General features: G+C 74.0%; 18 protein-coding genes. 7 read left to right on the top strand and 11 right to left on the bottom strand.

Annotation, left to right across the window (positions count from 1 at the left end; all coding sequences use genetic code 11):
• Positions 1-38: 38 nt before the first annotated feature.
• Positions 39-2,978, top strand: coding sequence for a helix-turn-helix transcriptional regulator (locus ACW62_RS16595; protein ID WP_205629405.1), 2,940 nt, complete (start codon positions 39-41; stop codon positions 2,976-2,978).
• A 39-nt stretch (positions 2,979-3,017) separates the two neighbouring features.
• On the opposite strand, the gene ACW62_RS16590 is transcribed toward ACW62_RS16595, so the two are convergent.
• From ACW62_RS16590 to ACW62_RS16570, 5 genes are all read right to left on the bottom strand, one after another.
• A complete protein-coding gene (locus ACW62_RS16590) occupies positions 3,018-3,539 on the bottom strand; it encodes an AAA family ATPase (RefSeq protein ID WP_157574804.1) in 522 nt (173 codons plus the stop codon).
• A gap of 711 nt (positions 3,540-4,250) precedes the next feature.
• Positions 4,251-5,183 carry a carbohydrate ABC transporter permease gene (locus ACW62_RS16585; protein WP_083459841.1) on the bottom strand — a complete coding sequence of 311 codons (933 nt, stop codon included), beginning with the start codon at positions 5,181-5,183 and terminating at the stop codon, positions 4,251-4,253.
• Positions 5,180-6,256 (bottom strand): carbohydrate ABC transporter permease, encoded by a 1,077-nt coding sequence (locus ACW62_RS16580; RefSeq protein WP_205629404.1) that lies wholly within the window; start codon positions 6,254-6,256, stop codon positions 5,180-5,182. The genes ACW62_RS16585 and ACW62_RS16580 overlap by 4 nt, the downstream gene beginning before the upstream one ends.
• Before the next feature lies 1 nt (position 6,257).
• Positions 6,258-7,529, bottom strand: coding sequence for a sugar ABC transporter substrate-binding protein (locus ACW62_RS16575; RefSeq protein ID WP_083459840.1), 1,272 nt, complete (start codon positions 7,527-7,529; stop codon positions 6,258-6,260).
• 1 nt (position 7,530) lies between these two features.
• Complete coding sequence (locus ACW62_RS16570) at positions 7,531-8,589, bottom strand: LacI family DNA-binding transcriptional regulator (RefSeq protein WP_053205229.1); 1,059 nt, start codon at positions 8,587-8,589, stop codon at positions 7,531-7,533.
• A 132-nt stretch (positions 8,590-8,721) separates the two neighbouring features.
• On the opposite strand from ACW62_RS16570, the gene ACW62_RS16565 reads away from it, so the two are divergent.
• The 4 genes from ACW62_RS16565 (at position 8,722) to srmL (ending at position 13,901) form a co-directional block, all read left to right on the top strand.
• Positions 8,722-10,785 carry a glycogen debranching N-terminal domain-containing protein gene (locus ACW62_RS16565; RefSeq protein WP_053205357.1) on the top strand — a complete coding sequence of 688 codons (2,064 nt, stop codon included), beginning with the start codon at positions 8,722-8,724 and terminating at the stop codon, positions 10,783-10,785.
• On the top strand, positions 10,782-12,146 hold the full coding sequence (locus ACW62_RS16560) for a sulfatase family protein (RefSeq protein WP_053205228.1): 1,365 nt from the start codon (positions 10,782-10,784) through the stop codon (positions 12,144-12,146). Before ACW62_RS16565 ends, ACW62_RS16560 begins: the two co-directional genes overlap by 4 nt.
• Positions 12,147-12,170: 24 nt before the next feature.
• Positions 12,171-12,623: an SRPBCC family protein gene (locus ACW62_RS16555; protein WP_053205227.1), complete on the top strand. Its 453-nt coding sequence runs from the start codon at positions 12,171-12,173 to the stop codon at positions 12,621-12,623.
• Positions 12,624-12,767: 144 nt separating this feature from the next.
• Entirely contained in the window at positions 12,768-13,901 is a 1,134-nt protein-coding gene (srmL, locus tag ACW62_RS16550) for a PheS-related mystery ligase SrmL (protein ID WP_083459839.1), read from the top strand.
• A gap of 343 nt (positions 13,902-14,244) precedes the next feature.
• Here the strand turns inward: srmL and ACW62_RS16545 are convergent, their stop codons facing one another.
• Both ACW62_RS16545 and ACW62_RS16540 read right to left on the bottom strand, forming a co-directional pair.
• A complete protein-coding gene (locus tag ACW62_RS16545; RefSeq protein ID WP_053205226.1) occupies positions 14,245-16,434 on the bottom strand; it encodes an MMPL family transporter in 2,190 nt (729 codons plus the stop codon).
• 91 nt (positions 16,435-16,525) lie between these two features.
• Positions 16,526-17,098, bottom strand: coding sequence for a TetR/AcrR family transcriptional regulator (locus tag ACW62_RS16540; protein ID WP_053205225.1), 573 nt, complete (start codon positions 17,096-17,098; stop codon positions 16,526-16,528).
• A gap of 90 nt (positions 17,099-17,188) precedes the next feature.
• Between ACW62_RS16540 and ACW62_RS16535 the strand changes: the two genes are divergently transcribed.
• Both ACW62_RS16535 and ACW62_RS16530 read left to right on the top strand, forming a co-directional pair.
• The gene (locus tag ACW62_RS16535) at positions 17,189-18,148 is read left to right on the top strand and encodes a hypothetical protein (RefSeq protein ID WP_053205224.1); all 960 of its coding nucleotides are present in this window, start codon (positions 17,189-17,191) and stop codon (positions 18,146-18,148) included.
• A complete protein-coding gene (locus tag ACW62_RS16530; protein ID WP_053205223.1) occupies positions 18,145-19,089 on the top strand; it encodes an NAD(P)-dependent alcohol dehydrogenase in 945 nt (314 codons plus the stop codon). Before ACW62_RS16535 ends, ACW62_RS16530 begins: the two co-directional genes overlap by 4 nt.
• Before the next feature lie 5 nt (positions 19,090-19,094).
• Here the strand turns inward: ACW62_RS16530 and ACW62_RS16525 are convergent, their stop codons facing one another.
• The 4 genes from ACW62_RS16525 to ACW62_RS16510 all read right to left on the bottom strand — a co-directional run bounded on the left by ACW62_RS16525 (position 19,095) and on the right by ACW62_RS16510 (position 22,644).
• Positions 19,095-19,421, bottom strand: a complete 327-nt coding sequence (locus ACW62_RS16525; RefSeq protein WP_053205222.1) for a YciI family protein — start codon at positions 19,419-19,421, stop codon at positions 19,095-19,097.
• Between the two features lie 69 nt (positions 19,422-19,490).
• Positions 19,491-20,285: an SAM hydrolase/SAM-dependent halogenase family protein gene (locus tag ACW62_RS16520; protein WP_053205221.1), complete on the bottom strand. Its 795-nt coding sequence runs from the start codon at positions 20,283-20,285 to the stop codon at positions 19,491-19,493.
• Entirely contained in the window at positions 20,282-21,298 is a 1,017-nt protein-coding gene (locus tag ACW62_RS16515) for a hemolysin family protein (RefSeq protein WP_053205220.1), read from the bottom strand. The genes ACW62_RS16520 and ACW62_RS16515 overlap by 4 nt, the downstream gene beginning before the upstream one ends.
• Positions 21,295-22,644, bottom strand: coding sequence for a hemolysin family protein (locus ACW62_RS16510; RefSeq protein WP_053205219.1), 1,350 nt, complete (start codon positions 22,642-22,644; stop codon positions 21,295-21,297). Before ACW62_RS16510 ends, ACW62_RS16515 begins: the two co-directional genes overlap by 4 nt.
• Positions 22,645-22,831 lie beyond the last annotated feature (187 nt).

Raw genomic sequence — 22,831 nt, 5'->3', positions numbered from 1 at the left:
CTGCCACGTTGTCGGAGGGGTATGCAAGCATCGGTGTCGTGCCAAGGCTCGGAACCGGAGTGCCGTTCACCGCCCGCAGCAGCGAGTCCGCGCAGCTGCGCGCGGCGCTCGAACGCGCCCGAGGAGGCACCGGCGGCGCCGTGTTGCTCTCCGGCGACGCCGGGGTCGGGAAGAGCCGGCTGCTGACGGAGTTCCTGGCCGAGGCCGAGACCGCCGGCGCCCACGTGCTGCTGGGCCGCTGCGTCAGCGTCGGCGAGGCCGGGCTGCCGTACCTGCCGTTCAAGGAGGTCGTCGAGCAGCTGCGGCGGGTCCGGCCCGATCTCGTCGACGCGCGGCCGGCGCTGGCCGGGCTCATCGGCCGTGCCGCGGCCACCACCATGCGGTCCGGTGAAGAGACCGACCTCGGGCAGTTGCAGCTGTTCGACGCCATGGTCACGGTGCTGGCCGAGCTGAGCGACGACGCGCCGGTGGTGCTCGCCATCGAGGACCTGCACTGGAGCGACGCGTCCAGCCGCGACCTGCTCTCGTTCCTGGTGTCGCGGCTCGCGGCGCAGCGGCTGCTGGTGGTCGCCACGTACCGGTCCGACGACCTCCACCGGCAGCATCCGCTGCGGCCGCTGCTGGCCGAGCTGGTCCGGCTGCCGGTCGTCGAGCGGCTCGACCTCGCGCCGTTCGGCCCGGCCGACGCGCTGGCGTTCGTCGAGGCGCTGGCCGACGCCGGTGTCGACGCCGAGTGGCTGGCCGACGTCGCGGCCCGGTCCGAGGGCAACGCGTTTTTCGCCGAGGAGCTGGTGGCGGCCACCGCGACGGGCCGGGCCGGCGGCATCCCCACCGCGCTGGCCGACGTGCTGCTGTCGCGGGTCGAGACTCTCAGCCCGGCCGCCCAGCGGGTCGTCGGCGCCATCTCCGTCACCGGACGCCGGCACGTCGGGCACGCCGCGCTGCGCTCCGTCATCGACCTCCCCGACGGCGACCTCGACACCGCGCTGCGCGAGGCGCTGCAGCACCACATCCTCGTCACCGACGACCACGGCGGCTACACCTTCCGGCACGCGCTGCTGCGCGAGGCCGTCTACGCCGACCTGCTGCCGGGCGAGCGGGTCCGGTTGCACGCCGCCTACGCCCGCCGCATCGTCGAGCTGCAGCAGGACGAACTGGCCGGCGCGCTCGCCTACCACAGCCTGCGCAGCAACGACCTCCCCACGGCGCTGACCGCGTCGGTGAAGGCGGCCGACGACGCCATGCGGGTGGGAGCGCTCGCGGCCGAACTGCGCTACGTCGAGCAGGCGCTGGAACTGTGGCCGGCGGTCGACGATCCGGCCACGCGGTCCGGCGTCGACGAGCTGGCGCTCACCCGCAAGGCCGCCTACGTCGCCAGCGCGGCCGGGCAGCCGGAGCGGGCCGTCGCGTACGCGGAGGCGGCGCTCGAGCTGGCCGACCGCGACGCCGACGCCATCACCCGTGCCGACGTCCGCCGCCAGCTCACCGAGACGCTGCTGGCCAGCATCCGGTGGCAGGAGGCCGAGCAGGTCATCGAGGACGCCTGGGCGCTGGTCGAGCCCGAGCCGCCCAGCCGCACCCGCGCCTGGGTGCTGGCGCTGCGCGGGCGCACGCGCCTGGCCAGGGAGAACGAGCTGTCCCGCCAGTTCGCCGAGCAGGCCATCGCCGACGCGCGGGCCAGCGGCAGCGTCAGCGCCGAGTCCGACGCGCTCATCACGCTCGCCTTCAACGACCTCCGCGCCGGCGCCGTCGAAGAGGCCTGCGCGCTGTTCGAGCAGGCGCGGCAGAACGCCGTCCGGGTCGGCGCGGCCAACGTCGAGCTGCGGGCGTCGTTCAACCTCGTCACCACCCGGTACGAGCAGGGCCGGCTCGACGAAGCCAGTGCCATCGCCGACGCCGCCGCCGCCCGCGCCGCCGAGCTGGGCCTCACGTGGAGCGCCTACGGCCTCGAGCTGCGCTGGATGGGCGCCATGGTGCACTACGCCCGCGGCAGCTGGGACAAGGCGCTCGCGGCCGCCAGCCCGCCCGGCGAGCAGGTCTCCGACACCATCTCGGCGCTGCTGGCGGCGTCGGCGGCGATCATCAAGGTGAGCCGCGGCCGGTTCGACGAAGCGCAGCGCGACCTCGACCGCATCCGGCCCGAATGGCACCGAGACGGCCAGATCGCCCAGCTGGCCGGCATCGCGGGCCTCGAGATGGCGGGCTGGCAGGGCCGGCAGCACGACGCCGCACGGCTCGCCGACGACGCCATCGCATCCATGCGCAAGGGCGACGACGACTACTGGCCACTCGGCGGCATCCGGCTGGCCACGCTGGCGCTCGGCTCGCTGGCCGACGTCGCGGCCCGGGCCCGCACCGAGCACGACGCCACCGCCGAGGCCGCCGCCGTCGCCGAGGGACGCCGGTTCGTCGAGCACGCCCGCAGCACCGCCGAGCACGGCATCCCCCGCGCCGACCACCTCGGCGCCGAGGGCGTGGCCTGGCTGGCCCGGCTGCGGGCCGAGGAGTCCCGGCTGGAGGGCGCGGGCGAGGTAGAGCCGTGGCGCGCGGTCGTCGAGGCGTTCGGCTACGGAGAGCCGTTCCACGTCGCGCTGGGCCGCTGGCGGCTGGCCGAGGCGCTGATCACCAGCGGCGACCGTGACGCCGCCGCCGTCGAGCTGGCCGCCGCGCACGAGGCCGCCGACCGGCTGGGCGCGCAACCGCTGGCCGCCGCCGTCCGCGACCTCGCCCGGCGAGCCCACGTCGCGCTGCCCGGCACCGTGCTGCCGAGCGCCGGGCTGCTGACGCCGCGCGAACTGGGCGTGCTCGAGCTGGTGGCCCGCGGCTACACCAACCGCAAGGTCGGCGAAGAGCTGTTCATCAGCGAGAAGACGGTCAGCGTGCACCTGTCGCGGGTCATGACGAAGCTCGGCGCGGCCAGCCGCACCGAGGCGGTGTCGATCGCGCACCAGCGCGGCCTGCTCGCCGACGCCGGCTGACGCCCGCACGCGCTGCTCGCCGATGCCGCGGCGGCACCGTCAGACGGCGGCCTCGTCGCGCCGGGCCAGGATCGCGTCGACCGTCTGCTCCGGCGTCAGGTCCGACGTGTCCAGCCACAGCCCGAACCGCGGCGTCTCGGTGCGCAGCGACGTGTCGAGGTCGTCGACGGTCCAGGCGCCGTAGCCGGTCTTGCCGCGACCGGCCTCCCGCTCCGCGACGGCGTCCGGCGTCGGCGCGAGCACCACGACGTGCAGCGGGCGGGTGCGCACCAGCTCGACGTACTCCGCCAGCACCGGCCCGATCACCACGTCCTGCACGACGGCGGTGAACCCGGCGGCCGCGTACTCGTCGGCGACCCCGGCGGCGATGCGGTAGCGCAACCGCAGCTGCGCCATCCCCTCCGCGTCGCCCGGCACCGGGTCGGCGCGGCCGGACACGATGGCCTTGCGGAACGTGTCACCACGCACGTGCGCCGCCCGCGGCAGCCGCTCGGCCAGCGCCTGCGCGACGGTGGACTTGCCGGCCGCCATGATGCCGGTGATCAGGTAGACGCTGGACACGACCGGCCACTCTGCCAGGGCGAGCCGCCGCCCGTCATCCGGATTTCCCGCGGGCCACGATCGGGGCGTGGTCGCCGCCGGTCGCCGTTTTGCGGGCAGTGGGCCGTCCCCCTGCTGCCCATTTTCTTAGCCGCGCACGCGCGCCTCAAGCGGACTTGTGGGGCGCTTCGCGCCGGCGAAGGTCCGCTTGACCCGCACGCGCGCGGCCAAGTACGGGCAGCTATCAGGGGGACGGGGGAAGTGCGGGCAGAGCCCGCCCGGTGCACCGTTCGCCGTTCGCCTGGCTGCCGTCCCCACCGACCCCTGACCGTGCGCGGCCACCGATGGTTGGCGGATTACTGGCGCCCTGGGCCCACCAAACCGCCAACCATGAGCGGCCAGTGAGCGGCCGGCGGCATTCTCCCTGGCCAGCATGTATGGCGGCACGAGGATTCACGTACTCGGACCCAATCGCCGTTCCTGCCGGCGCACCGGTTGTCCTCGACTCCCGGCGCCGTCTTCGATGGCGGGAGTCGTCTTCGAGGTGCCGTTCGGACGGTTCTCGCCATCGAAGACGGCTCAGGGCGTCGACGTCACTCGCGTGGGGGGCACGTCACCCGCCGCAGCACCGGATGAGCGTCGTCATCGGCGACTATGCCGTCCTTGCGCGGGTGAGGTGAGGCGTGCCCAGACTGCCCCCGTCCCCCAACGTGTGACCCACGGCGCCCTGCGTCACTTCAGGCCGGTGGCGTTGCCGGAGCGCATGAAGTAGCGCGAGAAGAACACGTAGACGATCGCGATCGGGATCGTCGACAACGTCGCCAGCGCCAGCTTCAGCGGGAACTGCTGCGACCCCTGCAGGTCGCCGGCCGTCAGCCGGGCGATGCCGAGGTTCATCGTCGCGAGGTCCGGGTCCGAGGTCGCCACCAGGAAGTGGGTGAACTCGTTCCACGAGCCCTGGAAGGACAGGATCGTCACGGTCACCAGCGCCGGCCGGACCAGCGGCAGGATCACGCTCCAGAATGTCCGGAACACGCCGGCGCCGTCGATGCGGGCCGCCTCGTCCAGTTCGGTCGGCACCGCCTCGAACGCGGTCTTCATCAGCAGGATCCCGACGGCGTCGCAGAACAGCGGCAGGATCATCCCGGCGTAGCTGTTGAACATGCCGAGTTCGTTGAGCACCAGGAACTTCGGGATCAGCAGCACGACGCCGGGGACGGCGAGCACCGCGACGACGCCGGCGAACACCACCGCGCGCCCGCGGAACCGCAGCCGCGCTAGGGCGTAGCCGGCCAGGCTGTCGATGATCAGCCGGCCCAGCGTCACCGAGATGGTGACGGCGAACGAGTTGCCCAGCCAGCGGAACACCGGCACCGAGTACGCCGGGTTCGACCCGGCGACGATCTCCCAGGCGGCCAGCGTCACCGGCGACGGGATCAGCGACACCGGGTTGCCGACGGCGTCGGCGTCGGTCTTGAACGACGTCGCCACCTGGACGAGGAACGGCCCGAGGTAGAGCAGCGTCCCGAGCGCCAGCAGGCCATACCCGACGACCCGCACCGCCACCTTGCGCGGCAGCGGCGAGTACCGGTCGGTCAGCACGACGGGGACGGCGTCACGCTCGCGCCGCGGCCGGGGCGCCCGCCGCAGCGTCAGCCCGCTCATGTCCGGCGCTCCCTTCCCACCCACCGCTGCACGAGCGTGAGCACGATGATGATCGCGAACAGCACGAACGCGACCGCCGCGCCGACGCCGAACTGGCCGTCGCCGAAGCTGCGCACATAGGAGACGTAGGCCGGCGTCAGCGTCGTCTTGGCCGGCGAGCCCTGCGACAGGATGAACACCTGGTCGAACACCTGCCAGCTGCTGATCAGCGCCAGCGTGATGACGAGCACGATGCTGCGGCGCATCAGCGGCAGCGTCAGATGCCGGAACCGCTGCCACCCGCCGGCGCCGTCGATCGCCGTCGCCTCCTCCAGCTCGACCGGGATGTCCTGCAGCCCGACCAGGAAGAACAGCATGAACGTGCCCGACGATGCCCAGATGGTCAGCGTGATCAGCGCGCACATCGCCACCGACGGGCCGGACAGCCAGTTCCACAGGCTCAGCCCGCCCACCGTCGTGTCGGCCAGTGCCCCCGGCGCGTCGGAGACCCCGAACCACCCGAGCACGATGTGCAGCACACCACGCGGGTCGGTGAACCACGACGGCCCGTCGACGCCCACCCATGACAGCACGACGTTGACGACGCCGGACCCCTGGAACAGGAAGAGGAACAGCACGCTGATCGCCACCGACGACGTGATGGCCGGGAAGTAGAAGATGGTGCGGAAGAAGGAGCGGCCGCGCAGCACGTACGAGTTGACGGCCATCGCCAGCGCGAACGACACCACCACCACGCCGGTGACGTTGAACAGCACGTAGTAGATCGTGTTGCGCACGCTGAGCATGAAGTCGTTGCGTAGCAGACCGGCCTCGGTCAGCAGGCTCTGGTAGTTGGACAGCCCGACGAAGTCGGCGTCGCCGGAGAACGGGCTGGACTGCCCGTTCCAGTCCAGCAGGCTGACCCACGCCGCCATGAGGATCGGCGCGAACAGGAACACCACCAGCACGATCACGGCCGGCGCGACGAACAGCCAGCCGGCCCGGCGTTCCTGGCGCAGGTGCCCGGAGGTGACGCGTCGGCGGACCGGCCGGATCCGGCCCGCCGACGCCTCCCGGGTGACCGTCGCGGTCACGTCACTCCTGCGAGAGGAGGGCTTCGCCGTTGGTCTGCAGCGCCTGCAGCGCCTGCTCCGGAGTGACGGTGCCGGCCGCCATGCCCTCGAGCTGGGTGTTGAAGTCGGCGAGGACGGACTCGAAGCCCGGCACCGCGACCTGGCTGCGGGCGGTGTCCATGCCCTCGGCGAACGCGGCCTTCTCCGGGAACGTCTCGGCGTTCCAGCCGGCCAGGCTGGCGCGCGACGGGATCGGGCCGAACGCCTCGGCGAACGTCTGCTGCTGCTCGGGGCTCACGAGCGAGTTGACGAGGTCGACGGCGGCGGCCTGGTTCTCGCTGTCGGCGGCGATGCCCCAGCAGTTGGTGAACGCCGTCGACGCGGGCCCGCCGGGACCGGCCGGCATCGGGACGGCGGTCCACTGCCGCTCCGGGAAGTCGTTCTGCAGCGCGCCGACGATCCAGGCGCCCTCGATCGTCATGGCGGACTTGCCGCTGCCCAGCGCCTCGCCGCCCCACGCCGCGTCGATGTTGGGAGCGAAGGCGAACGTGCCGGCGTCCATGTTGTCCTTGATGTACTGCAGCGACGCGAGGTTCTCCGGGGTGTCCGCGGTGACCTCGGTCTGATCGTCGTTGACGAAGAACCCGCCGCCGGCCAGCAGGAACGAGCCGACGGGGTTGTAGTCGCCGGTGAAGGCCAGGCCGACCCGGCCGTCGGCGGTGAGCGCCTGCGCGGCGGTGGCGAGGCCGTCCCAGTCCTGCGGGTAGTCGGCCTCGGTCAGCCCGGCCGCGGCCCACGCCTCGGTGTCGATGACCAGCGCGTGCACGCCGCCGTCCTTGGGCGCGCAGTACAGCTCGTCCTCGTAGGTGAACGCGTCGCGCAGCGACTGGTAGATGTCGTCGGCGTCCTCGATCTGGTCGCCGTACGGGTACAGCGAGCCGCCCTCGGCGAGCATGCGGAAGCGGTCCGGGCTGACGTAGAAGACGTCCGGCGGGTTGCCGCCCGCGAGCCCCTGCTGCAGCTGCTGCACGAGGTCCTGGGCCGGGATCACCTCGACCTCGTTGCCGGTCTCCTCGGCCCACTGGGCCGTCGCGTCCTGGACGGCGACCGTCTCGGCCTCGCCGGACGACCCGATCATGACGGTGAGCGAGGCGCCGCCGTCGGTCCCGCCGGTGGCCGCGTCGTCGCCGGCGGCGTCGTCATCGTCGTCGAAGCCGCTGCCGCAGGCGGCCAGCAGGGTCGCGGCCGCCAAGGCCGTGGCCACCGCGAGTGGGGTTCGGGGGATGTGTCGCATGTCAAGCCTCCGTGGGGGCGGCCGGACCCGGTCCGGCGGGGCGAGAGCTGGCCCGGACGACCAGCGACGGGCGCAGCAGGCGGTGCTCGGGGCCGGGCGGGGTGACCACGACACCGAGCAGGCCGAGCAACATCTGGACGACTTCGCGGCCGATCTGCTCGATCGGCTGGGACAGGCTGGTGAGGTCGACGCCGGGAAGCCGGGCGGCGGGGGTGTCGTCGAACCCGACGACGGCGACGTCCTCGCCCGGCTGCAGGCCGCGGTCGGCGAGCGCCCGCAGCGCGCCGTACGCGGAGTCGTCGCTGACGCAGACCAGCGCGCTGGGCGCGTCGTCGCCGTCGAGCAGGGTGGTGGCGAGGGCGCGGCCGGTGCCGGCGCCACCCTCGGCGCGGACGATCCGCGGGTCCAGGCCGAGGCGCCGGCAGGCCGCGGTGTACCCGGCGACGCGGTCGTCGCCGACGCCGGAGCCCTCCGGCCAGCCGATGAAGGCGATGCGGCGGTGGCCGAGCGCGTGCAGGTGCTCGACCGCCTCCGTCATGCCGGCCGCGCCGTCGACGTCGACCCAGCGGCCGATGTCGGGGCCGGACCAGCTGCGACCGAACGCCACGAACGGGACGCTCTGCTCGGTGAGCCAGCGCGGCCGCGGGTCGGCGACCACGGTGTCGGCCAGCACGAACCCGTCGACCGCGCGCTGGGCGAGCAGCTCCGCGTACCGGTCCAGCCCGGCATCGCCCGCGGGCGCGGTGAACAGCAGGACGTGGAAGCCGTGCTGGGCCGCGGACTCGGTGACGGCGTGCACGAACCGGTCGAGGACGGGGTTGAGGTTGCCGGCCGCGGCGGGCGGGACGCAGTAGCCGATGAGGTTGCTCATGCGGGTGCGCAGCGACCGGGCGGACCGGTTGGGGCGGTAGCGCAGCGCCTGGATGGCCTCTTCGACCCGCTGCCGGGTCTCCGGCGCCACCCGTTCGGGCGCGTTCAGGACGTTGGAGACCGTCTGCCGCGACACACCGGCCGCCGACGCGACGCTCTCGAGCGTGGCACCACTCTCCGGTGTCGCCATCGGCCGTCCTCCTTGACGTGTTGAACGATCAAAATTCGGTTGATAGCGTGCGTTTGATCGTTCAAAGATGGGATCTGGTTCAGAGTTAAGAACGCGTCGACTGTTCTGTCAAGTCACGGAAGGATCACCGTGGTGACCGCTTCACCCGCCTCCAGCCCGGTGCCGCAGCCGTTCCTGCACGACCTCGTCAGCTGCGTCAGGGCTCCGACGGTGGCGCTGTCCGGCGCCGACGGCCAGCTCCGGGCGGCCGGCGCCCAGGGCGTGCTCAGCCACGACCGGCGGGTCCTCTCCGAACTGCGCGTCGACGTCGACGGCCACGAGCCGGAACCGGCCGGGCACGGCCTGCGCGGTGCGGGGCACGCCCACTTCACCGGCATCGTCCGGCACCTCGGCGACGCGGGCGCCGACCCGACGGTGCGGCTGGAGCGGCAGCGCTTCGCCCGGACCGACGGCATCACCGAAAGCCTGGAACTGGTCAACAGCGCCCGCGTCCCGGTGGTCGCGACCGTGCGCCTGCACGTCGCCGCCGACTTCGCCGCCGCCGACGCCATCAAGCAGGACGGCGCCCAGCGCGGCGGCCGCCCGCCGTCCTCCGCGCCGGGCGGCGTCGAGTGGGACGGCGGCGAGCTGCGGACCACGCTCAGCGCGCCGGGCGCGACCGTCGAGGCGCACGCGACCGGCGCCGTCCTCTCCTGGGCCGTCGAGCTGGCGCCGCGCTCGTCCTGGATCGTCGACGTCACCGTCACCGCCGCGTTCGCCGCCGGTCCCCCGGCCAACGCGTTCGGGCCGGCCGACGCCGGGTGGGACGCCGTCACCGTCACCGGCCGGGCCGACCTCGCCCGCCTCACCGAACGCAGCGTCGACGACCTCGGCGCGCTCGCACTCGCCGACCCGCTGGCGCCGGGCGACACGTTCCTGGCCGCGGGCAGCCCGTGGTTCTTCACCCTGTTCGGCCGCGACTCCCTCTGGGCCGCCCGCTTCACCCTGCCGCTGGGCACCGGCGTCGCCCGCGGGACGCTGCGGACGCTGGCCCGCCGCCAGGGCACGAGACACGACCCGGACACCGCGGAGGCGCCGGGCAAGATCCTGCACGAGGTCCGCATCCCCACGGCCGGAAGCCGGCTGCCGCCGGTGTACTTCGGCACCGTCGACGCGACCGCGCTGTGGGTCTGTCTCCTGCACGACGCGTGGCGCTGGGGCCTGCCGGACGACGACGTCCGAGACCTGCTCGATCCGCTCGAAGCCGCTTTGCGCTGGCTGACCGAGGAGGCCGACCCCGACGGCGACGGCTTCCTGGAGTACGTCGACAGCAGCGGCCGCGGCCTGGCGAACCAGGGGTGGAAGGACTCCGGCGACTCCATCCAGTACCCGGACGGGACCATCGCCGAGCCGCCGATCGCGCTCAGCGAGGCGCAGGCGTACGCGCACGAGGCGGCCCTCGCCGGGGCGGACCTGCTCGACGCGCACCGGCGCGAGGGCGGCGACCGGCTCCGCGAGTGGGCGGCGGCGCTGCGCGAACGGTTCGCCGCCGCGTTCTGGGTGTCCGACGAGAAGGGCCGGTTCCCCGCCATCGCGCTCGACGGCGCCAAGCGGCCGGTCGGCACCGTCACGTCGAACCTCGGCCACCTGCTCGGCACCGGCCTGCTCGGCCCGGACGACGCCGCCGTCGTCGCGGATCGGCTCGGCCGGCCCGACCTCGACGCCGGGTACGGGCTGCGGACGATGAGCGCCGACGCGGCCGGGTTCAACCCGCTCGGCTACCACGCCGGCAGCAGCTGGCCGCACGACACCGCCATCGCGGTCCGCGGGCTCACCGCCGACGGCTTCCCCGGCGTCGCGGCGTCGCTGGCGGGCGGGCTGCTGCGGGTCGCGCCCGACTTCGCCTACCGGCTGCCCGAGCTGTTCGCCGGCACCGACGCCCGCGCCGGCGAGCCGGTGCTGGCCTACCCGGCCGCGTGCCGGCCGCAGGCGTGGTCGGCGGCGACGGTCGTCGCGCTGCTGCAGGCGGCCCTCGGGCTGACGGCGGACGTGCCGGGCGGCCGGCTGCGGGTGGCGCCGGACCCGGCGTTCGCCGACTGGTTCCCGCTGCGGGTCGAGGGCCTGCGGGTGGCCGGCCACCCGCTCACCGTCGCCGTCGACGCCGCGGGCCACGCCGACGTGCGCACGTCCGCGCCGCTGACGGTGGAGACCGCGTGAAGCGGCCCAACCTCGTCTTCGTCCTGACCGACGACCACGCGGCGCACGCGATCTCGGCGTACGGCAGCGAGCTGATGCCGACGCCGCAGCTGGACCGCATCGCCGCCGAGGGCATGCGGTTCGACGCGACGTTCTGCACGAACGCCCTGTGCGCACCCAGCCGGGCGGCGATCCTCACCGGCACCTACAGCCACGTCAACGGCGTCCGCACCCTCAGCACGCCCATCGACGCGCGGCAGCCGTCGTTCCCGGCGCTGCTGCGCGCCGTCGGCTACCAGACCTGGCTGGTCGGCAAGTGGCATCTCGGCCACGGCGGGGTGCACGACCCGCACGGCTTCGACAGCTGGGAGATCCTGGAGGACCAGGGCGAGTACTGGAACCCGGAGCTGCTCGGCCCGGGCGGCCGCCGCACCGTCCCCGGCTACACGACGACCGTCCTCACCGACCTCGCGCTCGAGCAGATCGCCGGCCGCGACCCGGACCGCCCGTTCTGCCTGCTGCTCTGGCACAAGGCGCCGCACCGCAGCTGGGACCCCGACGTCGCCCACCTCGGCCTGTTCGACGGCGTCGACCTGCCGGAGCCGCCGACCCTGTTCGACGACTACGCCGGACGCGGCCGGGCGGCGCGCGAGGCCCGGATGCGCGTCGGCCGTGATCTCAACGAGCGCGACCTCAAGGCGCCGTGGCCGCGCGGCCTGCCCGCCGACGAGCGCACCCGCTGGGCGTACCAGAGCTACCTCAAGGACTACCTGCGCTGCGTCGCGTCGATCGACGACAACACCGGCCGGCTGCTCGACGCGCTGGACGAACACGGGCTGGCCGCCGACACCGTCGTCGCCTACTCATCGGACCAGGGATTCTTCCTCGGCGACCACGGCTGGTACGACAAGCGGTTCATGTACGAGGAGTCGCTGCGGATGCCGCTCATGGTGCGCTACCCGCGCGAGGTCGCGCCCGGCACATCGACGGACGCGATGGCGCTGAACGTCGACTTCGCGCCCACCTTCCTCGACCTCGCCGGGGTGCCCGCGCACCCGCGCATGCAGGGCCGCAGCCTGCGCCCGCTGCTGCGCGGCGAGCGGCCGGCCGGCTGGCGCACCTCGATGTACTACCGCTACTGGGAGCACCTGGACGGCAGCCACCACGTCCCCGCGCACGTCGGCGTGCGGACGGCGACGCACAAGCTGATCCACTACCCGGACGAGTGGGAGCTGTTCGACCTCGGCCGCGACCCCGCCGAGCTGACGAGCCGGTACGCCGATCCGGCCTACGACACGGTCCGGCGCGAACTCACCGCCGAGCTGGAGCGGCTGCGCCGGGAAGTCGGCGACGAGCCGTGGGCCCCTCTCGTCAGGATGTAGGAAAATGCCCTAAAGTGCCCAACCATGGTCGAGTCATCCACCCCCGATGCCACCACCGCCGTCGTCTCCATGGTGGTCGACGCCGACCCCGACGACGTCTTCCCGATGTTCACCGAGCCACGGCGGCTGGCCGGCTGGTACTGGCCGCCGGCGTTCGCCGCGATCTACGAGACCGATCCCCGGGCCGGCGGTCGGTTCAGCTTCCGCACCACCGGGCTGTCCAAGGGCCACAACGTCGCGGTCCGCGGCATCTTCGGCGAGATCCGGCGGCCCCGCCTGGTGACGTTCATCTGGTCGTGGGACGGCGACAACGCGCCCGCCAGCCGGGTCGCCGTCCGCATCGCCCCGTCGGAGCAGGGTGGCACCGAGGTCGTGGTGACGCACAGCCACAACCCGACCGAGGAGCAGCGCGACGACCACCTCAAGGGCTGGCACGACAGCCTGTCGCGCCTGGCTGATCAGCTGGCGCTCGGCTAGACTCCAGCACATGCCAGGTCAGCGCTGGTTTAGCGGCCCCCGGTCGGCGAACGTCCGCCGCCCGGAGGGTTCGCACGCCTGACCCTTCGCGGACGACCGGCCGGGGGAGCATCCATCCGCTTCCCTTCCGCGAAAGGCCCGGTCATGACTACTTCTCTCGCTGCCTCCGATAGCCGCCCGCAGCCGCTGTCGTTGCCCGCCCTGGTCGACGCGCTCTCGCTGCGCGACCTCACCGATCCCGCGCAGGGGCCGCATGCCCTGCAACTCCTCGTCACCGCCGCCGCCTCGGCGCTGGGTGAACGGTGGGACGCCGACGTCCGGCTGCTGCGCTCGCGCCCGGTCGTCGCCGTCGAGGACAACTACGACCGCCTCGGCTACCAGCGCGACGCCGTCTCGCGCGACGCCCGCTACACCCGCTACGTCAGCGACACCACCATGCTGCGCAGCCACACGTCGGCCGGGGTGCCGCCGGCGCTGCGCGCGCTCGCCGCCGGGGGCGCGCCGGAGCGGGACGTGCTGCTGGTGCTGCCCGGCATCTGCCACCGCCGCGACTCCATCGACCGTCTGCACACCGGCACGCCGCACCAGCTCGACCTCTGGCTGTTGCGCCGCGGCGGCCGCCGGCTCGACCACGACGACCTGCAGGCTCTGGTCACCACCCTCGTCGACGCGCTGCTGCCGGGCACCCACTGGCGCTGGACGGCGACGTCGCACCCGTACACGTCCGGCGGCCGGGAGGTCGAGGCCATCCACGACGGCCACCCGGTCGAGATCGCCGAATGCGGGCTGGCCGCGCCGGAGGTGCTGACCGCCGCCGGGCTGTCGCCGTCCTCGTGGTCCGGACTTGCGCTCGGCATGGGGCTCGACCGGGCGCTCATGCTGCGCAAGGGCATCCCGGACATCCGGCTGCTGCGCTCCGCCGACCCGCGGGTGGCCGGGCAACTGCTGGACCTCACGCCGTACCAGCCGGTGTCCGGCCTGCCGCCGGCCCGCCGCGACCTCTCCGTCGCCGTCGCCGCCGGCTCGGACGCCGAACTGCTCGGCGACCGCGTCCGCGAGGCCCTCGGCCCCGACGCCGACCTCGTCGAGGAGGTCGCCGTCCTCTCCACGACGCCGTACGCGGACCTTCCGGCGGCTGCGCGGGAGCGGCTGGCGATGCGGCCCGGGCAGGAGAACGTGCTGCTCCGGCTGGTGCTCCGCCCAGTCGACCGGACCCTCACCAGCGAGGAGGTCAACGCCCTCCGCGACCGCGTCGCCGCCGCCCTCGCGATCGGCTGACCACTCGTGAACGCCGGTTCTGTGCCGCTCGTGTCCGCTTTGCTGCAGTGCGCCGGGTGGCCGCACGTTCGCCGTGGTCCGCAGGTTGGCCGTGGCAGTCTGGGCACACCTCGCCGCCACCTCGATGGCCGCCGCGAATCGAGGACGACCCAACGGTGCACGGCAACAACAGCGAACGCCAGCCAGCCAGGCGAACGGCGAACGGTGCACCCGGGCGGGCTCTGCCCGCACCTCCCCCGTCCCCCTGATAACTGCCCGCACTTGGCCGCTGAGAAAATGGGCAGCAGGGGGACGGCCCACGTGCGGACAGCGGCGAACTGTCCCCTCCCAGCCGACCAGAGCTTCATCGACGGGCAGGGACCGGCTCCCGCTGAGGCGCGTCGGAAGATTCCCGCAGGCCGAACCGGGCGTGCACCCGGCGCAGCCACCCCGGCGCCCACCACGTCGCGCCGCCGAGCAGCCGCATGGTGGCCGGTAGCAGGGCGCCGCGGATCAGCGTGGCGTCGATCAGCACCGCCAGCGGCAGCCCCACCCCGAACGCCTTCATCAGTGTGATGTCGGAGACGAGGAAGGCGAGGAAGACGATGGAGATGAGGACGGCCGCGGCGGTGACGATGCGGCCGACCTTCTCCAGGCCGAGCGCGACGGCCGCCGTCGGGGAGGCGCCGCGGTCGTATTCCTCCCTGATCCGCGACAGCATGAACACCTGGTAGTCCATCGCCAGCCCGAACGCGAGCGCGAACAGCATCACCGGCACGGTCGAGATGGTGGTGCCGGTGACGGTGAAGCCGAACAGGCCGGACAGGTGGCCGTCCTGGAAGATCCACACCATCGCGCCGAACGTCGCGGTGAGGCTGAGCGTGCTCAGCACCAGCGCAAGGATGGGCAGCAGCACGCTGCCGGTGAGCAGAAACAGCAGCACGACCATCGCCAGCCCGACCGCGCCGAGCGCCCACGGCAGCATGTCCAGCAGCGACCGGTCCGCGTCCTCGGCCACCGCGGCGACGCCGCCGACCAGGGTCTCGGCCGGGGCGTCGACGGCGCGGACGGCGCCGACCAGCTCGCGGGTCTGCTCGACGGTGCCGGGCTCGGGCACGACCGAGAGGTAGACGGCGTCGCCGGCGGCGAACCGGGCGTGCGGCGGGCCGGGCGGCGCCACCGCGGCGCCGTCGGCGTAGCTGCCGCTGACGGTGTCGACGCGGGCGACGTGGTCGAGCCGGGAGATCCGTTCGGCGTACGCATCCGGCTCCGCCAGCCCGGACGGCGCCACCACCTGCAGCGCGTCCTGCTCCCCCGTCGCGAAGTCCGAGCGGATCACCGTCGCGACCTGCCGGGCCTCCGACGACGACGGCATCACCCGCTCGTCCAGGTAGCCGAGCTTCATGCCGAGGAACGGCGCGCCGAGCAGCAGCAGGATCGCCGTCACGACGGTCGCGATCGGCAGCGGGCGGCGCATCACGACCACCGCCAGCCGGTGCCAGAACCCATCCGACGACGGCCCGGACGAGCGCCGCCGCAGCCGCGGCGTCCCGACCCTGGTCCCGAGCACCGCGAACAGCGCCGGCAGCACGACCAGCGACGCCGTCGCGGCGAGCAGGGCGGTCAGCACCCCCGCGTACCCGATCGACCGGATCGCCGGCAGCGGCACCAGGATCAGCGTCGCCAGCGCGATGCACACCGTCAGCGACGCGAACACGATGGTCCGCCCGGCCGAACCCAGCGTGGCCCGGATCGCCTCCGGCACCGTGCGCCCGCCGGCCAGTTCCTCGCGGTACCGGTTGACCATCAGCAGGCTGTAGTCGATCGCCAGCCCCAGCCCGGCCAGCGTCACCACGTTGGCGGCGAACACCGACAGCGAGGTGACCTCGGCCAGCGCCCACAGCAGCCCCATCCCGAGCAGCGACGTCGCGGCGGCGACGGCCAGCGGCAGCAGCGCCGCGACGATCCCGCCGAACACCAGGACCAGCGCGATCAGCGTCACCGGGAACACGATCAACTCGCCGGTGACGACGTCGCTCTCGCTCTGCTCGGCCAGCTCGTGCGAGAACGCGGCATGCCCGCCGACCTCGACGGTCAGGCCGTCGACGTCCCCGCCGTAGACGTCGGCCAGCTCGCCGACCCGCTCGTTGACGGCGGTCTCGTCGCCGGGGATGGTCGCGAGGACGAGCGCGCGCTCGCCGTCGTCGCTGCGCAGCTGCGGCTGCCCGGACGACCAGTACGAGACGACGTCGCGCACGCCGTCCTCGGCCGCGAGCGACTCCGTCAGCCGGGTCCCCGCCTCGGCCGTGGCGGCGCCGTCGACGCCGTCGGGGGCGGTGACCAGCAGCGCCAGGTTCGGCGGCGACTGCCCGAAGGTGTCCTCGAGCAGGTCGGCCGCCCGCCCTGACTCCGCCCCCGGGTCGTCGAAGCCGCCGGCCGACAGCTTGCCGAACAGCGACGTGCTGGTCGCCCCGCCGAGCAGGGCGAGCAGCACCGCCACGATCAGCACCGCCCGCCGCCGGCGCGTCACGAACTCCGCCAGTCTCCTCGCCATCGTGTCTCCGTCTCACGTGCGTCTGGATGTCCGCACACGAGACCCGCGCCGTCCGCCGGGTGTGACACGTCCGGCCGGAACGCGACGTGGCTCACACTCCGGCGAGCGGTAGCACCACCTGATCGACGATCTCGACGATGGCCGCGTCGGTGATCGCCCCGTACAGCATCAGCTCGTTGCGCACGAGGTCGGGCGCCACCCGCAGCAGCCGGGAGGTGACGCGGGCGGCGTCGACCTCACCACGGGCCACCGCGCGGTCGAAGACGACGACGATCGGGCCGCTGCGCTGCAGCTCGGCCAGTTGCGTACGGACCAGCGCGGCCAACTCGGGGTCGCGCGCGGTCTCGGTGAGCAGTCCCCAGAGCGCGTCGATGCTGCGGGCCGACACACCGGCGGCGATGGTGCGCAGCAGCGCGAGCAGGTCGCCGCGCAGCGTCCCGGTGTCCGGCACGTCCTCGGTGGACGGCGCGTGCTGCGACAGCGCGGCGATCACCAGCGCCGCCCGGCCCGGCCAGCGCCGGTAGAGGACGGCCTTGCTGGTCCGGGCCCGCTCGGCGACGGCGCCGACGGTCAGCCCGGCGTACCCGGACTCGGCCAGCTCGGCCCAGACGGCGTCGACGATGGCCGCCTCGAGCGCTTCGCCGCGCCGGCGGGTCTCCGCCATCGATCCTCCAAGGAACGTTGCGTTTCTTATCGCGGGTAGCCTACAGTCCGAGTTCATAAGATACGAAGCGTTTCTTATCTGGAGGACGAGATGCCCGAGCAGACCCCATCCCCGCCCGCCTGGCGGCAGCTCGCCGCGGTCATCGCGGGCCTGACGGTGCTGCTGGTTGCACTGCTGTCGGCGTTCGCGCTGCCGCCGCTGCACTCCGGCCCGAACGACGTGCCGATCGCGGTCGCGGGCGACGAGGGCGGCCTCGCCGGCGAACTGGAGACCCACGGCTTCGCCGTCACGCCCGCCGCCGACGCGGACGCGGCCCGGGCGCTGATCCTGGACCGCGAGGCCTACGGGGCGATCCTGCTCGACGCGTCCGGGCGCCCGGACGAGCTGCTAGTCGCGAGCGCGGCCAGCAACGCCGTCGCGACCCAGCTGCGCGCGCTCGGCACGGAGCTGGGCGTGCAGACGATCACCGACGTGCGCCCGTTCCCGGCCGACGACCCCACCGGCGCCGGGCTGTCCGCCGGTGCCCTGCCGCTGGCGCTGGGCGGCTGGATCGCGGCCGTCGTGCTGCTCATGACGGTGCGCGGGCCGGCCCGGCAGGCCGCCGGGGCCGCGGTGTTCGCCGTCGTCGCCGGGCTGACGGTGACCGCGCTGCTGCGGTTCGTCTTCGGCACCTTCGACGGCGCGTACTGGGCGACGGCGGCCGCGGCGGCGCTGGGCATCTCGGCGACGGCGTGGGCGATTCTCGGGCTGCGGACGGCGCTCGGCAACGCCGGGCTGGCGGTCGGCGCCATCGCGCTGATTCTGCTCGGCAACCCGCTGTCCGGGCTGGCCAGCGCGCCGGAGCTGCTGCCGGCCGGCTGGGGCGCACTCGGCCAGCTGCTGCCGCCGGGCGCGACGGGGAGCCTGTTGCGCTCCGTCGCCTACTTCGACGGCGCCGGCGCGGCCGGGCCGCTGCTCGTGCTGGCCTGCTGGCTGGCCGGCGGCGTCGCGCTGTTCGCACTGGGCGTGCGGCGCGCCGCAGCGGCGCCGAAGGTGGAGGTGGCGGCGTGATCCCGGCGACGATGCGGGCCGCCCGCCACCACCGCTACGGCGACCCGGACGTGCTGCGGGCCGACACCGTCGACGTACCGCGGCCCGGGCCACGCGAGGTGCTGGTCCGGGTGCACGGCGCGAGCGTGAATCCGAGTGACGCGCTGTTCCGGTCCGGGCGGCTGCGGTTCGGCGCGCGGCTGCCCCGCGGCACCGGGCTCGACCTCGCCGGCGAGGTGGTGGCGGTGGGCGAGCGCGTCGACGACCTCGCCGTCGGCGACCGCGTCTGGGGCTATCGCGGCGGGCTGCCGAAGCGGCTCGGCACGGTCGCGGAGTACGCGGTCATGCGGGCGGACCGGTGCGCCCCGGCTCCGGCGGCGGTGGACCTGGTGGCTGCGGCCGCGCTGCCGACGGTGGGATTGACGGCGCTGCAGGTGCTGCGCGACTCGCTGCGGGTGCGGCCGGGCGACCGGGTCCTGGTCGTCGGCGCATCCGGCGGGGTCGGGACGGCGGCGGTGCAGCTGGCCGTGGCCATGGGCGCCACGGTGACGGCGGTGGCCGGGCCGTCCAACGCGGACCTCTGCCACGACCTCGGCGCGGCCGACGTCTGGGACCACACCGCGGCGCCGCCCGCGGACCGCGTCTTCGACGCCGTCGCCGACCTGCACGGAGCGCACGCGCGCGACTACCGGCGGCTGCTGGACCGCGGCGGCCGGATCGCGACGACGGCCACCCGTGCGGTCCCGTTCGCACTCGCGTCCGCGCTGCTGCCCGGACCGCGCATCCGCGTCGTCCAGGTGAAGGCACGACGCGACGACCTCGCCACCCTCGCCCGGCACGTCGACGACGGCACCCTGCGTCCCGTCGTCGAGCGCCGCTATCCGCTCGACCAGGTCGCCGCCGCCCACCGCGCCGTCGAGACCGGGCACGCGCGCGGCAAGCGGGTGATCGAGCTGGGCTGAGGGACCTACATCTCCAGGCCGCCGCGGCACAGCACCGGGCGCACCTCCACCCGGCCGGCCGCGGCCTCCGGCGCCTGAGCCGCGTGCCGCAGCGCGCAGTCCAGCGTCTCGCACTCGACCAGGTAGAAGGCGGCCGGCTGGGCGCCGGCCCCGGGCAACGGCCCGTCGACCACCGCGCCGGCGTGCACCCGCCGGGTCTGGGAAGGATCGGCCAGCGTCTCGGCCGCGATCAGCTCGCCGCCGCCGGCCAGCTCGTGCGTCAGCGCGGCGTGCGCGGCATGGCCAGGCCCGGCGCTGGGTGGGTCGCGGTAGATGAGGATCAGGTATTTCATCGGCTCGCCTCCTGTGCTCTCACAGGTGACGTCGGAGCCGCGCCCGCCGCTTCGACATCGGCGCGGACATCACGTGCTGATCGTCACGCGGTCTCCCGGCCGCAGCCCCAGCTCGGCCGCCGCGCTGCCGCGGTTCACCGCCAGCGCCAGCCGGCCGGCGGAGTCGACCAGCAGCACCGGGTCGCCCTCGGGCACGGCCGCGAACGACGCCGCCAGCGGCAGGTACGACGACCGCTCGCCGGCGGTGACGCGCAGCCGGGGGTGCTGGTCCAGCGCGGCCGCCGTCAGGTCCGCTGCCCCGGCGGCCAGCGCGACGTTGCCGAACCGGTCGACGACGTGCACCTCGGCCTCGACCATCTCCGGCCCGACCCGCAGCCACGGGTCGGGCAGCCGGACCAGCGTCGCGACGTCGAGCTCCCGGCCCAGCGCGCGCAGCTCGGTGCCCGCGGCCAGGTGCGCGGCGGCGGGCGCGAACACGTCCCGCCCGTCGAACGTCGTCGCGCCGGTGTCGAGGCGGTACTCCAGCTCCACCGCGCGCACGGCGCCGCCCGCGGCGTCGGCCGCCCACGACAGCAGCCCGTTGTCCGGCCCGACCAGCACATGCTCACCAGCGGCGACGGCGACCGCGCGGCGCCGCGTGCCCACCTCGGGGTCGACGACGGCCAGCACGACCGACGGCGGCAGGTACGGCAGGGTGTCGGCCAGGACGACGGCGCCGTGCCGCACGTCCTGGGCCGGCACCTCGTGGGTCACGTCGATGACCCGAGCCGACGGCGCGATGCGGGCGATCACGCCGTGGCAGGCGGCGACGTAGCCGTCGGCCCGCCCGTAGTCGGTCAGGAACGCGACCCACGCGGCCGTCATCGGTTGACCAGCACCGCCGTGACGACGTCGTCCATGGCCACCAGGCCCACTTCGGCGCCGGAGCCGTCGACGACGATGCCCAGCTGCGACCGCGCGCCGCGCAGCACGTCGGCGGCCTGGGCGAGGTCGGCGCCGTCGGGGATGAGCGGGACGGGCAGCGCCGCCGCGCCCGCCGTCCATGCGGCGCCGGCCGCCCGGGCGCTCAGCGCGCCGCGCACGTGCACCGCACCCACCGGGGCGCCGGCGTCGTCGCGGACCACCAGCCGGGTGCGCTCGCTGCCGCGCCCGACGTCGATGACGTCCTGCGGGCCGGCCCCGGCCGGCACCGACACGATGCGCTCGGCCGGCACCATGACCGTCCGCACCTGCTGCTCCGGCGCGACCAGCGCGCGGGTCAGCAGTCCGTAGTCGGCGGCGCCGATCAGGCCGAGCCGGTTGGACTCGCGGACCAGCTGGTGCAGCTGCTCGCGGTTGCGGATCGTCACGAGCTCGTCCCGCGGCGTGACCCGGACCAGCCGCAGCAGCACGTTGGTGACGCCGTTGAGCAGCACCAGCAGCCAGCGGACGCCGAAGGCATAGCCGCGGAACGCCGGCGCGAGGATCATCGCGGACCGCTCCGGATGCGCGATGGCCCACGACTTCGGCGCCATCTCGCCGACCACGACATGCAGGAACGTGATGCCGGTCAGCGCGATGATCAGCGCGAGGACGTCGGCCGTGCCGTCGGGCATGCCGACGGCGTGCAGCGGCCGCTCCAGGAGATGGTGGAAGGCCGGCTCGGACACCATGCCCAGGCCGACCACGACCATGGTGATGCCGAGCTGGGCGCCGGCCAGCATGAGCGACAGTTCGCGGATGCCGGCCAGCGCCGCCTTGGCGCCGCGCTTGCCGGAAGCGACGGCCTGCTCGATGCGGTGCCGCCGGGCGCCGACCAGGGCGAACTCGGCGGCGACGAAGAACGCGCTGGCGATCAGCAGGGCGAAGGTGACGAGGATCGCGGTGACCGGGCTCACGAGGCCGCCTCCGCGTTCCCGTCGGTGTGCACGAGGCCGAGGCGGTGCAGCCGCACCAGCTCGGGCACGTGCCGCGCGACCGTCACGACCTCGATCTCGACGCGGTCGCGGCCGTCGTCGCGGCTGCCGACGACGAGGCGGTCGCCGGGTTCGGCGAACCGGCCCAGCTCGGCGACGATGAGGCCGGCGACGGTGTCGTAGTGGTCGGACTCGTGCAGCGGCAGGCGGGTCCTCGAGGCGGCTTCGTCGACCCGCAGCCCGGCGTCGAGCTGCCACCAGTCGCCGTCCTGCGTGACCGGGACGCCCTGCTGGTCGGTCTCGTCGGTGATGTCGCCGAACAGCTCCTCGGAGACGTCCTCGAGCGTGACGATGCCGGCCAGGCCGCCGTACTCGTCGACGACGCAGGCGAACTCGTCGCCGGCGTCCTGCATGCGCTCGACCAGCGCCGGCAGCGGCAGGCTGTCGGGCACCAGCAGCGGCGGGCGGGCGATATCGCGGACCAGCATGGAGTCGACGTCACCGGGCGCGACGTACATCAGCTCGCGCACGCCGACGACGCCGACGACCTCGTCGGTCTCCTCGCCCCGGACCGGATAGTTGGAGTGGCCGTGGGTGGAGACCAGCTCGACGACGGCGGCCGCCGTGGCGTCGGAGCGGACGGCGCGCACGTCCGGCCGCGGCACCATGGCCTCGCCGGCGGTGTGCTCGGAGAAGTACAGCGCGCGGCCGAGAATGCCCGACAGCTGCGACGACAGTGAGCCGCCCGCCTCGGACTCGCCGATGACGTGGCCCAGCTCCTCCAACGTGGCGCCGTGGTGCAGTTCCTCGACCGGCTCGATGCCGGCCTTGCGCAGCAGCCACGCGGCGGAGTTGTCGAACAGCCGCACCACCGGGCCGCTGACGGCCAGGTAGAGGTGCGTCGACGACGCCAGCAGCTTGGCCAGCCGTTCCGGCGTGGCCAGCGCGAGGTTCTTCGGGAACAGCTCCCCGAGCACCATCTGGATGATGGTCGCGACCGCGAACCCGACCGCGACCGAGACGCCCGGCACCGCGCTGGCGGGCAGCCCGACGGACTCCAGCAGTGGCCGGACGACCTGCGCGAACGCCGGTTCGGCGATAAGACCGACGATGAGGCCGGTGACGGTGATGCCGACCTGGGCGGCCGACAGCATGAAGGACAGGCGTTCCATGACCCGGATCGCCGACGCGGCGCGTTTGTCGCCGGCGCCGGCTTGGCGGGCCAGCTCGACCCGGTCGGCCGAGACGTAGGCGAACTCCTGCGCCACGAAATAGGCGGTCCCGAAGGTCAGGACGAAGACCGCGAGAATCGCTACCGCGGCGGTCATCGGGCACCCGGCCCGGCGTCACGGTGGCGTGCTGAATGTGTGCGACTTGACGCGTCCGTCGACACGGCGGACACAGCTCCCTTCGAGAGGGGGCGCGCCGAACGCGCGAACCCCCGATGCGATGTGACGGCCTCAGCTTAGCGGCGGGTCCGGGCCGATGCGCGACAGCGGTGCCGTCGTGAATGAG

Origin of the sequence: Jiangella muralis (genome assembly GCF_001270745.1) — a bacterium.
GTDB lineage: Bacteria > Actinomycetota > Actinomycetes > Jiangellales > Jiangellaceae > Jiangella > Jiangella muralis.
This window is presented reverse-complemented; position numbering and strand designations above follow the sequence as displayed.

Coding starts and splice junctions, on each gene's coding strand:
- ACW62_RS16585 (WP_083459841.1), bottom strand. CDS start 5,183: ATGAGCGGGCTGACGCTGCGGCGGGCGCCCCGGCCGCGGCGCGAGCGT.
- ACW62_RS16575 (WP_083459840.1), bottom strand. CDS start 7,529: ATGCGACACATCCCCCGAACCCCACTCGCGGTGGCCACGGCCTTGGCG.
- ACW62_RS16570 (WP_053205229.1), bottom strand. CDS start 8,589: ATGGCGACACCGGAGAGTGGTGCCACGCTCGAGAGCGTCGCGTCGGCG.
- ACW62_RS16555 (WP_053205227.1), top strand. CDS start 12,171: ATGGTCGAGTCATCCACCCCCGATGCCACCACCGCCGTCGTCTCCATG.
- srmL (WP_083459839.1), top strand. CDS start 12,768: ATGACTACTTCTCTCGCTGCCTCCGATAGCCGCCCGCAGCCGCTGTCG.
- ACW62_RS16545 (WP_053205226.1), bottom strand. CDS start 16,434: ATGGCGAGGAGACTGGCGGAGTTCGTGACGCGCCGGCGGCGGGCGGTG.
- ACW62_RS16540 (WP_053205225.1), bottom strand. CDS start 17,098: ATGGCGGAGACCCGCCGGCGCGGCGAAGCGCTCGAGGCGGCCATCGTC.
- ACW62_RS16535 (WP_053205224.1), top strand. CDS start 17,189: ATGCCCGAGCAGACCCCATCCCCGCCCGCCTGGCGGCAGCTCGCCGCG.
- ACW62_RS16525 (WP_053205222.1), bottom strand. CDS start 19,421: ATGAAATACCTGATCCTCATCTACCGCGACCCACCCAGCGCCGGGCCT.
- ACW62_RS16520 (WP_053205221.1), bottom strand. CDS start 20,285: ATGACGGCCGCGTGGGTCGCGTTCCTGACCGACTACGGGCGGGCCGAC.
- ACW62_RS16510 (WP_053205219.1), bottom strand. CDS start 22,644: ATGACCGCCGCGGTAGCGATTCTCGCGGTCTTCGTCCTGACCTTCGGG.